This window comes from Streptomyces spongiae (assembly GCF_009377185.1).
GTDB classification, from domain to species: domain Bacteria; phylum Actinomycetota; class Actinomycetes; order Streptomycetales; family Streptomycetaceae; genus Streptomyces; species Streptomyces spongiae.
This window is the reverse complement of record NZ_VJZC01000331.1, coordinates 1-10944: the sequence shown is the minus strand read 5'-3', so window position 1 is coordinate 10944 and position 10944 is coordinate 1. Positions and strand designations below refer to the sequence as shown.

7 protein-coding genes are annotated in these 10944 nt (G+C 70.6%); 6 read left to right on the top strand and 1 reads right to left on the bottom strand.

From position 1 onward, the window contains the following. Positions 1–72: 72 nt before the first annotated feature. Positions 73–1875, bottom strand: coding sequence for a glycoside hydrolase family 15 protein (locus FNH08_RS32670; RefSeq protein ID WP_152775140.1), 1803 nt, complete (start codon positions 1873–1875; stop codon positions 73–75). 536 nt (positions 1876–2411) lie between these two features. Here FNH08_RS32670 and FNH08_RS32665 point away from each other — a divergent pair. From FNH08_RS32665 to FNH08_RS32640, 6 genes are all read left to right on the top strand, one after another. Then, on the top strand, positions 2412–4061 hold the full coding sequence (locus tag FNH08_RS32665) for a CTP synthase (protein WP_152775139.1): 1650 nt from the start codon (positions 2412–2414) through the stop codon (positions 4059–4061). Positions 4062–4174: 113 nt separating this feature from the next. Beyond that, the gene (locus FNH08_RS32660; protein ID WP_152775138.1) at positions 4175–4801 is read left to right on the top strand and encodes an NUDIX domain-containing protein; all 627 of its coding nucleotides are present in this window, start codon (positions 4175–4177) and stop codon (positions 4799–4801) included. Positions 4802–5079: 278 nt separating this feature from the next. Beyond that, complete coding sequence (locus tag FNH08_RS32655; protein WP_322725883.1) at positions 5080–7245, top strand: tetratricopeptide repeat protein; 2166 nt, start codon at positions 5080–5082, stop codon at positions 7243–7245. 164 nt (positions 7246–7409) lie between these two features. Then, positions 7410–8534, top strand: a complete 1125-nt coding sequence (gene ald, locus FNH08_RS32650) for an alanine dehydrogenase (RefSeq protein WP_322725882.1) — start codon at positions 7410–7412, stop codon at positions 8532–8534. Between the two features lie 394 nt (positions 8535–8928). Beyond that, the gene (locus FNH08_RS32645; protein WP_152775137.1) at positions 8929–10056 is read left to right on the top strand and encodes a ParA family protein; all 1128 of its coding nucleotides are present in this window, start codon (positions 8929–8931) and stop codon (positions 10054–10056) included. Then, positions 10041–10688, top strand: a complete 648-nt coding sequence (locus FNH08_RS32640) for a hypothetical protein (protein ID WP_322725881.1) — start codon at positions 10041–10043, stop codon at positions 10686–10688. Before FNH08_RS32645 ends, FNH08_RS32640 begins: the two co-directional genes overlap by 16 nt. Positions 10689–10944: the final 256 nt, after the last annotated feature.

Below are 10944 nucleotides of genomic sequence, written 5' to 3'. Positions count from 1 at the left end.
CCCCCAGACCCCCCTTCGGCCTGAACGGCCTCGTCCTCAAACGCCGGACGGGCTGAAATGCGCCCCCCGGCGTCAGCCTCCGTACGCGCCCGACGCCGTCAGCCGCAGTGCCGTGTCGATCAGGGGGACGTGGCTGAACGCCTGGGGGAAGTTGCCCACCTGGCGCTTCAGGCGCGGGTCCCACTCCTCGGCGAGCAGGCCCAGGTCGTTGCGCAGGGCCAGCAGCTTCTCGAAGAGCTTGCGCGCCTCGTCGACGCGGCCGATCATCGCCAGGTCGTCCGCCATCCAGAACGAGCAGGCCAGGAACGCGCCCTCGTCGCCCGGGAGCCCGTCCACGCCCTCGTCCTCGCCCGAGGTCGGGTAGCGCAGGATGAACCCGTCCGCGGTCGACAGCTCGCGCTGGATGGCCTCGATCGTGCCGATCACACGCTTGTCGTCCGGCGGCAGGAAGCCCACCTGCGGGATCAGCAGCAGCGAGGCGTCCAGCTCCTTCGAGCCGTACGACTGCGTGAAGGTGTTGCGCTCCTTGTCGTAGCCGCGCTCGCACACGTCCCGGTGGATGTCGTCGCGCAGCTCGCGCCACTTCTCCAGCGGGCCGTCCGCGTCGCCCGACTCGATCAGCTTGATGGTGCGGTCCACCGCGACCCAGGCCATCACCTTGGAGTGCACGAAGTGGCGGCGCGGGCCGCGCACCTCCCAGATGCCCTCGTCCGGCTCGTCCCAGTGGTCCTCCAGATAACGGATCAGCTTCAGCTGGAGCAGGGCCGCGTAGTCGTTGCGGGCCAGACCCGTCATGTGGGCCAGATGCAGGGCCTCGGTGACCTCGCCGTACACGTCCAGTTGGAGCTGGTGCGCCGCGCCGTTGCCCACCCGGACGGGCGCGGAGTCCTCGTACCCGGGCAGCCAGTCCAGCTCGGCCTCGCCCAGCTCCCGCTCGCCCGCGATGCCGTACATGATCTGCAGGTTCTCCGGGTCGCCGGCCACGGCCCGCAGCAGCCACTCGCGCCAGGCGCGGGCCTCCTCGCGGTAGCCCGTACGCAGCAGCGAGGACAGGGTGATCGCCGCGTCACGCAGCCACGTGTAGCGGTAGTCCCAGTTGCGGACGCCGCCGATGTGCTCCGGGAGCGAGGTGGTGGGGGCCGCCACGATGCCGCCCGTGGGGGCGTACGTCAGGGCCTTCAGCGTGATCAGCGAGCGGACCACGGCCTCGCGGTAGGGCCCGTGGTACGTGCAGTGCTCCACCCACTCGCGCCAGAACTCCTCCGTCGCCTCCAGCGACTGCTCCGGCTCCGGCAGCGCCGGCGGCTCCTTGTGAGAAGGCTGCCAGGAAATCGTGAAGGCGATCTTCTCGCCCGGCGCCACCGTGAAGTCGGCGTACGTCGTGAGCGACTTGCCGTACGTCTCGGCCGATGTGTCGAACCACACGCTGTCGGGTCCGGCGACGGCGACCGTCCGGCCCTCGTGTTTGTGCACCCACGGCACGACACGGCCGTACGAGAACCGCATCCGCAGGGCGGAGCGCATCGGCACGCGGCCGCTGACGCCCTCGACGATCCGGATCAGCTGGGGGGCGCCGTCACGCGGCGGCATGAAATCCGTCACTCGGACCGTGCCGCGCGGGGTGTCCCACTCCGATTCCAGGATCAGCGAGTCGCCGCGGTAGACCCGCCGGGAGGCTCTCGGCGGCTCGGCGTCGACGGCGTGGGCCGGGCCGAGGCGCCAGAAACCGTGCTCCTCGTTGCCGAGGAGTCCCGCGAAGACGGCATGGGAGTCGAAGCGGGGCAGGCACAGCCAGTCCACCGTGCCGTCCCGGCAGACCAGCGCTGCTGTCTGCATGTCTCCGATGAGTGCGTAGTCCTCGATGCGCCCGGCCAATGCAACTCCAGTCGAACGGCCACGTCGCCCCCCGAGGGGCGGTCGCTGTGCGGTCATGGGACCCATAGGACCAGTGTCGAACGAGATCCCAGGGTTCTGTTAAAACGTCGTCGTACAACGATGCTCAACGGAATGTAGGCGGTCGTTGCTCAACGAACTGACGAGCTCTTGTGGTTCCGGAGACGGGCGGGGGTGGTGCCGTTCGCCGGCCGGGCTCGGCAGCGATGTCCGAAGAGGATACGACGCTGCCCCGGTCTCCGCGTGCCCCTCCCGACAACGCGGGTGATCCGAACGAGTGAGCCAGGGGTGGCGCCGAGTGGCGTCGAGCCGCCTGCGTGGCGATCCGTGCGCGGAGCGTGGCCGGAAGCCATCTCGCACGGTCGCTGATACGCTGGTAGCCCGTGGACCGGTGGGCGCCCCCGCTTTCGTACTGTAAGCAAAGGGTCCCCCGAACCGCAGCGACGGCACCCCGGACATCTCCGGGCCGACAGCCGCCCCGCATTCCATACCGCGACCACGGGAGCCCCCTCTTGGCCATGCCGCCCAAAACAACGACGACCAAGCACATCTTCGTCACCGGGGGTGTCGCCTCCTCGCTCGGCAAGGGTCTGACGGCCTCCAGTCTCGGCATGCTGCTCAAGGCGCGCGGACTGCGCGTGGTCATGCAGAAGCTCGACCCGTACCTGAACGTCGACCCGGGCACCATGAACCCGTTCCAGCACGGTGAGGTGTTCGTCACGAACGACGGTGCCGAGACCGACCTGGACATCGGCCACTACGAGCGTTTCCTCGACCGTGACCTGGACGGCTCCGCCAACGTCACCACCGGTCAGGTGTATTCGACGGTCATCGCCAAGGAACGGCGTGGCGAGTACCTGGGCGACACCGTGCAGGTCATCCCGCACATCACCAACGAGATCAAGCACCGCATCCGGCGCATGGCCACCGGAGAGGTGGACGTGGTGATCACCGAGGTCGGCGGCACGGTCGGCGACATCGAGTCGCTGCCGTTCCTGGAGACCGTCCGTCAGGTCCGTCACGAGGTCGGCCGCGACAACGTCTTTGTGGTGCATATCTCGCTCCTGCCGTACATCGGCCCCTCGGGAGAGCTGAAGACGAAGCCGACCCAGCACTCGGTTGCCGCCCTGAGGAACATCGGTATCCAGCCGGACGCGATCGTGCTGCGCTGCGACCGCGAGGTGCCCACCGCGATCAAGCGCAAGATCTCGCTGATGTGCGACGTCGACGAGGCCGCCGTGGTCGCCTGCCCCGACGCCCGCTCGATCTACGACATCCCGAAGACCGTGCACGGCGAGGGCCTCGACGCCTACGTGGTCCGCAAGCTGGACCTGCCCTTCCGTGACGTGGACTGGACGACCTGGGACGACCTGCTCGACCGCGTCCACAACCCGCGGCACGAGATCAACCTGGCGCTCGTCGGCAAGTACATCGACCTGCCCGACGCCTACCTGTCCGTCACCGAGGCCCTGCGCGCGGGCGGTTTCGCCAACAAGGCCCGTGTGAAGATCAAGTGGGTCACCTCGGACGACTGCAAGACCCCTGCCGGGGCGGCCGAGCAGCTCGGCGACGTGGACGCGATCTGCATCCCCGGCGGCTTCGGCGACCGCGGTGTCTCCGGCAAGGTCGGCGCCATCCAGTACGCCCGCGAGAACAAGATCCCCCTCCTGGGGCTCTGTCTCGGCCTGCAGTGCATCGTGATCGAGGCCGCCAGGAACCTCGCCGACATCCCCGACGCCAACTCCACCGAGTTCGACTCCGCCACCGGCCACCCGGTCATCTCCACCATGGCCGAGCAGCTCGACATCGTCGCCGGTGAGGGCGACATGGGCGGCACGATGCGCCTGGGCATGTACCCGGCGAAGCTCTCCGAGGGCTCGATCGTGCGCGAGGTCTACGGCGGCAAGGAGTACGTCGAGGAGCGGCACCGTCACCGCTACGAGGTGAACAACTCCTACCGCGCCGAGCTGGAGAAGAAGGCCGGCCTGCTGTTCTCGGGCACCTCGCCCGACGGCAAGCTCGTCGAGTACGTGGAGTACCCGCGCGACGCCCATCCCTACCTGGTCGCCACGCAGGCGCACCCGGAGCTGCGCTCGCGCCCGACGCGGCCGCACCCGCTGTTCGCCGGGCTCGTCAAGGCGGCCGTGGAGCGCAAGACGGGTCAGTAGGACCGCACACGGGTCGGTAAGAGCGAGCGGCACGAGAGCTGTACGGTGGCCGGGATGCGCGTCCTGCGGGCGTGTGTCCCGGCCTCGTTGCATGTGTGGGAGGACAAGTCGACATGACCATCAAGGACACCGCCGAGGAGTGGGAGGTCCGGGCGAGCGACACGCCCTTCGTCGGCAACAAGACCTCCGTGCGCACCGACGACGTGGTCATGCCCGGCGGATCGGTCGTCCACCGCGACTACCAGGTCCACCCCGGCTCCGTCGCCGTGCTCGCCCTCGACGACCAGGGCCGCGTGCTGGTCATCCGCCAGTACCGCCACCCCGTGCGCCAGAAGCTCTGGGAGATCCCCGCCGGGCTCCTGGACGTCCCCGGCGAGAACCCGCTGCACGCGGCCCAGCGGGAGCTGTACGAGGAGGCGCACGTCAAGGCCGAGGACTGGCGCGTCCTCACCGACGTCTACACCACGCCCGGCGGCTGCGACGAGGCCGTACGGATCTTCCTCGCCCGCGACCTCGCCGAGGCCGAGGGCCGGCGCTTCGAGGTCGAGGACGAGGAGGCCGACATGGAGCTGGCCCGGGTGCCCGTCGCCGATCTCGTACGGGGCGTCCTGGCCGGCGAGCTGCACAACAACTGCCTGGTCGTGGGCGTTCTTTCACTGGTCGCGGCCCAGAACGGCGACGGGCTCGATGCGTTGCGTCCCGCCGAGGCGGCTTGGCCTGCCCGGCCGTTCGAGGCGTAGCGCTCCGGGCGGGTGCGGCCGTCTTTGACCTTTCGGCCCGTCGTGGCTGGTCGCGCCCACGCGGCGGAGCCGCATATCGATACAGCCCCGCGCCCCTAAAGGGGCGCGCCCCCTGATGCCCGCTTGACCCCGCCGGTCCTACGATCGCCTGATCCGATCGGGGGACCCCTCCGTCGTGCTCCGCCGGGATCGTCGCAGAGCGTGAACTAGGCTCTGCCACACGCCCGCACCGGAGTCCCGGCGGGCCTTGCGCGTGCAGTGGGACGGGAGCGTGACCCGTGACGGAACAGGCGGTCGACACGGAGAGCACCGAGGTGTCCGGAACCGAGCAGCCCTCGGCCGCGGAGGCCGCTCAGGCCGCCGAGGACACCACCACGGAAAGCCTCACGGACAGTCAGTTCCTCGGCCGGGAGCGCGAGTTGAAGGGACTGCGCGCCGACATCGAGCGTGCGGGTCTCGACACGCTCTCCGGCCGGAAGGCGCCCCGCGCGCGCGTGCTCCTCATCGCGGGCCGCCCCGGCTACGGCCGCACCGCGCTCGCCGAGGAGTTCGCGCGGCAGGTCGCCGAGAGTTACCCCGACGGCGTGCTCCGCGCGCGCCTGACGGAGCCCGACGGAACCCGCGTACCGACCGAGCGCACGGCCCGCGAACTGCTCTCCGCGCTCGACCTGCCCACCCCGCCCGGAGCCGCCGAGGACGACCTCAGCGCGGCGCTGCGGGACGCCCTCGCCGACCGGCGGACGCTGCTCCTGCTGGACGACGCGGCCGACGCCGAGCAGGTCGACGCGTTGCTCCCGGACACCCCCGAGTGCCTGGTCGTCGCGGTCTCCTGCGGGCCGCTGACCGGCATCTCCGACGTCCGCCCGTGCACCCTGGGGGGACTGGACACCAAGTCCGCGGTGGAGCTGCTCCGCCGCTTCACCGGCTCCGTGCGCATCACCGTGGACCCGCGCGCCGCCGAGGAACTGGTCCTGGAGTGCGCCGGCCAGCCCGCCGCGCTGATGCTCGCCGGGGGCTGGCTCGCCGCCCGCTCCAAGGCCGCCGTCGCCGACCTGGCCCGGCACCTCAACGCCGCAGGTGACGAGGGCCCGCCGCTGACCCGCGTCTTCCGGCTCGCGTACGGCTCCCTGCTCAGCCCCGCCGCCCGGATACTGCGACTGCTCTCCCTCGCCCCGGCGGGCCTCGTCGACCCGCACACCGCGTCCGCGCTGGCCGGCTGCTCGGTCGGCGCCGCCCGCACCACGCTGGACGACTTCGTGGCGCTCGGCTTCCTCCACACGGTCGACTCGCCGATGCCCCAGTACGAGGTGCCCGGCTGTCTGCAGCCCCTGCTGAGCGCCCTCGCCGAGACCCAGGACCGCCCGGCCGAGCTCCAACTGGCCCGTGCCCGGATGCTGGAGCGGACCGTACGCCTCCTGCAGTCCTGCCGGACCATCACCGAGACCGACAGTGTCCAGGCCCGCGAGAAGCTCCAGGAGACACCCCGCGCGCTGCGTTTCCCCACGCCCCGGGCCGCCGAGGACTGGCTGCGCATCCGCCGGCCCGCGCTGCTGGCCGCGGCCCGGCTCGCGGTCGCCGACGGCGAGTTGGACACGCTCGCCCGGCGCCTGATGTCCCAGCTGGTGCGCACGATGGTCGCCCACTTCGGCACCCAGGCCGCCGCCCCCGAGCTGTACGGCATCCACCGGCTGGTCCTCGACGTCGCCGAGCGCCGGAAGCTGCCCCGGGAGAAGGCCGCCGCCCTGCTGAACCTCGCCGACCTGGACGCCCGGACCGGCCGTACGAACGAGGCGCTCGCCCGCTACCGGGCCGCGCTCGACGCCGGACGGGAGGCGAACGACCCGTACGCGACCGGCCGCGCGATGGAATCCGTAGGGGGCGCCCACCAGGAGCTCGGGGACTACGAGCGGGCCGCGGACTGGTACGGCAGGGCACTCGCCCAGCGGCTCGCCCGCGACGAGCGTGCCGACGCGGCCCGGCTCTACGGCCGCATCGCCGGCACCCACACCTGCGCGGGCCGCTACGACGAGGCTCTGCGCAACTGGAGTTCGGCCCTCACCGGCTACCGCAGGCTCGGCGACGAGGGCGGCCAGGCGAGGGCGCTGAGCGAGATGGGACGCGTCGAGGAGTACGCGGGGCGGTTCGAGGAGTCGCTGGCCATCTGCCAGGAGGCGCTGGAGTGGGCGCGCCGCGCCGAGGACACACGGTTGCAGGCCGCTCTGCACGTCCGGCTCGCCGACACGCTGGAGCGGCTCGGGGACCCGGCGGCGGCACGACTGCACCGGGCGGCGGCCGAGCGCATGCTGGGAGACGAACTCGGCGAACTCGACGAACTTCAGAAGCTCCACGCCATCCACGAGGGCGATTCCGGCGCTGTCGGCGAGACCGAGGCGGAACAAGGAGCTAACGCCTACGAAATCCGTAGCGGATCGGCTGAAGATTGATGCATTGAAAGGCTAGACAGCGGGGAAGCCTTCATTAGACTGGGTCCGCCGCCGCTTCCCTGCGGTGTCTCCCGGTGCGCTCCTATGCGTACGGGTATGTCATGCATTGCGTGAGCATGCGCCGCCCATGTGCGCGTACGCCCCACCCCTCTGAGCCAAGGACCGTGATCGACGTGAAGGTCGGCATCCCCCGCGAGGTCAAGAACAACGAGTTCCGGGTGGCCATCACCCCCGCCGGCGTGCACGAGCTGGTGCGCCACGGCCATCAGGTCGTCGTCGAGCGGAACGCCGGTGTCGGCTCGTCGATCACGGACGGCGAGTACGTCGTCGCCGGTGCCGAGATCCTTGAGACCGCCGACGAGGTGTGGGCCACCGCCGACCTGCTGCTCAAGGTCAAGGAGCCCGTCGCGGAGGAGTACCACCGCCTCCGCAAGGACCAGACGCTCTTCACCTACCTGCACCTGGCCGCCTCGAAGGAGTGCACGGACGCCCTCCTGGAGTCGGGGACGACCGCGATCGCGTACGAGACCGTCGAGCTGCCCGGCCGCGCGCTGCCGCTGCTCGCCCCCATGTCCGAGGTCGCGGGCCGCCTGGCCCCTCAGGTCGGCGCCTACCACCTGATGCGCGCGGGCGGCGGCCGCGGGGTGCTGCCCGGAGGTGTCCCCGGGGTGCCGGCGGGCCGGGCCGTCGTCATCGGCGGCGGCGTGTCGGGCTGGAACGCGGCGCAGATCGCCGTCGGCTTGGGCTTCCACGTGACCCTGCTCGACAAGGACATCAACAAGCTCAGGGAGGCCGACAAGATCTTCGGTACGAAGATCCAGACCGTCGTCTCCAACGCCTTCGAGCTGGAGAAGGCCTGCCTGGAGGCCGACCTCGTCATCGGCGCCGTCCTCATCCCGGGCGCCAAGGCCCCCAAGCTGGTCACCAACGAGCTCGTGTCGCGGATGAAGCCGGGAAGTGTCCTTGTCGACATCGCGATCGACCAGGGCGGCTGCTTCGAGGACTCGCGTCCCACGACCCACGCCGCGCCGACCTTCAAGGTCCACGAGTCGGTCTTCTACTGCGTCGCCAACATGCCCGGCGCGGTGCCCAACACCTCCACGTACGCGCTCACCAACGCCACGCTGCCGTACATCGTGGAGCTCGCCGACCGCGGCTGGGTCGAGGCGCTGCGCCGGGATCCCGCGCTGGCCCTGGGACTCAACACCCATGACGGCAAGGTGGTTTACCGCGAGGTCGCCCAGGCGCACGGCGTGGAGCACGTCGAGCTGGAGTCGCTTCTCGGCTAGGAGTCGACTTGGCGACGCGAAAAAGCGATACGTCAACACGGGTCGTCAACAGCGTGCATCCGGCCGGACCTTGCCTCCTGAGGTTCGGCCGGAGGTGTGTATGTTCACCTCGGGACACCAGGTCAACTCGCCTCGAACGTAACCCTTCAACCGTTTCGCGCAACGGTGAAACCTGCCGTGCGACGGCCGTACGCCCTTGACAGCGGGATGTTTCATTGCCGACACATCGGGCCGGGTCCGGCGGATTGTGTTGCTGCGAACCGCCGACACGCCATAGAGTCGCCAACCGTCGGCATGGTGCCACGCTGACCTATCTAGAAGTTTCCTGGTCACCAAGGAGGTAAGACGACTTGTGAATGAGTCGACATTTACTCCCGGGGGTGGTCATCCAGGAATGCCTGCACAGGGCCAAGGGTCCACGGGGCTTCAGCCTGTCGGCTCCGTCGCTGTGCGCACCTTCGCAGCCCAGCAGAGTCCGCAGGCGACTCAGACAGCACACATGAGCATGGATGGCCATCACGTGAACGCCATGGCCGGCGACGGAAGTGGCGAGACCCGCAACCACTTCGCCGACTACGACGAACTGCCCGAGGGGCACTTCTACGACCCCGACGCCGAATACGAACCCGATCCGGAGTACGCGGCCACGCTCGCGCCCGACGCGGCACGGCAGCGCCGTGAGCGCATCGGCCCGACGGGACGCCCGCTGCCGTACTTCCCGATCCCGGGCCCGCTGACCGACCACGGCCCCGCGAAGATCATCGCGATGTGCAACCAGAAGGGCGGCGTCGGCAAGACCACGTCGACCATCAACCTGGGCGCCGCGCTCGCGGAGTACGGACGGCGTGTCCTGCTGGTCGACTTCGACCCGCAGGGGGCGCTCTCGGTCGGCCTCGGCGTGAATCCGATGGAACTCGACCTGACCGTCTACAACCTGCTCATGGAGCGGGGCATGGCGGCCGACGAGGTCCTCCTGAAGACCGCGGTCCCCAACATGGACCTGCTGCCGAGCAACATCGACCTGTCGGCGGCCGAGGTCCAGCTGGTGAGCGAGGTCGCGCGCGAGTCGACGCTGCAGCGCGCCCTGAAGCCGCTCATGGCCGACTACGACTACATCGTGATCGACTGTCAGCCCTCGCTCGGTCTGCTCACCGTCAACGCGCTGACGGCCGCGCACAAGGTGATCGTGCCGCTGGAGTGCGAGTTCTTCGCGCTGCGTGGTGTCGCGCTGCTGACGGAGACCATCGAGAAGGTCCAGGAGCGGCTCAACCCGGAGCTGGAGCTCGACGGGATCCTCGCCACGATGTACGACTCGCGCACCGTGCACAGCCGTGAGGTGCTCGCGCGTGTCGTCGAGGCGTTCGACGATCACGTCTACCACACGGTCATCGGGCGCACGGTCCGCTTCCCGGAGACCACGGTCGCCGGTGAGCCGATCACCACGTACGCCTCCAACTCCGTCGGTGCCGCCGCCTACCGCCAGCTCGCCAGGGAGGTGCTCGCCCGGTGTCACGCCGAGTGAGTCTGCCGGGGGCCGACGAACTGTTCCGTACGACAGGGGGGATGGCGCTCCAATCGTCCACTCCCCGGCGCCAGGCCAACGGCGAGGCCAGGGTGCCCCCGCCGGCGAGGGAGAGCGATCCCGCCGCCGCGGAGGACGCGCCGCCGTCGGTGCCCGCGCAGGGCGGTGACGGCGAGGGCGCCGAGCATGTGGCCGCGGACGCGGAGTCGGCCGACGCGGGGGAGTCCCGCAGTCGGGCGGCCACCGCGGAGGCGGACAAGGCCGGGGCCGCCCCGGGGGCGGCGCGCTCGGCGCGGCGGCAGGCCGCGCCCTCCGCGTCCGGGCAGCCGGCGCCGTCGGCCCAGCCGGCCCAGTCCGCGCAGGAAGGTTCTGCCGCGGGTGCGCCCCGCCGACGGGGCCGGGCCGCCGGGCGGCGGCCCAGCGGGCGAGAGCGGCACGACGAGAAGATCACCGTGTATGTGTCCGCCGAGGAGCTCATGGACCTCGAGCACGCCCGGCTGGTGCTCCGCGGGGAGCACGGGCTGGCGGTCGACCGGGGGCGGATCGTGCGTGAGGCGGTGGCCGTGGTGCTGGCCGACCTCGAGTCCCGTGGGGACGCGAGCATTCTTGTGCGGCGGTTGCGCGGGCGGTAGTCGGCGGGCTGTCGGTCGGTTGTCGACCGGTTGTCGGCTTTGTGGGCGGTACGCGGTAGCCTGCGACGGCTATGACCTCGTCCCCTTCGTCAGCCTCCGGCGGTTCGGCCGGTCGTCGGCGTGCGCTGGGCCGAGGGCCTGGGGCTGGGGCCCCGTCCCCGGTTGCGCCTCCGGCGGAGAGCGAGCCGCCTGCGGCGGGCAGCGAGTCTCCGGCTGAGGGTGGTTCTTCGGCTGACCCCCGTGGGCCGTTGTGCCC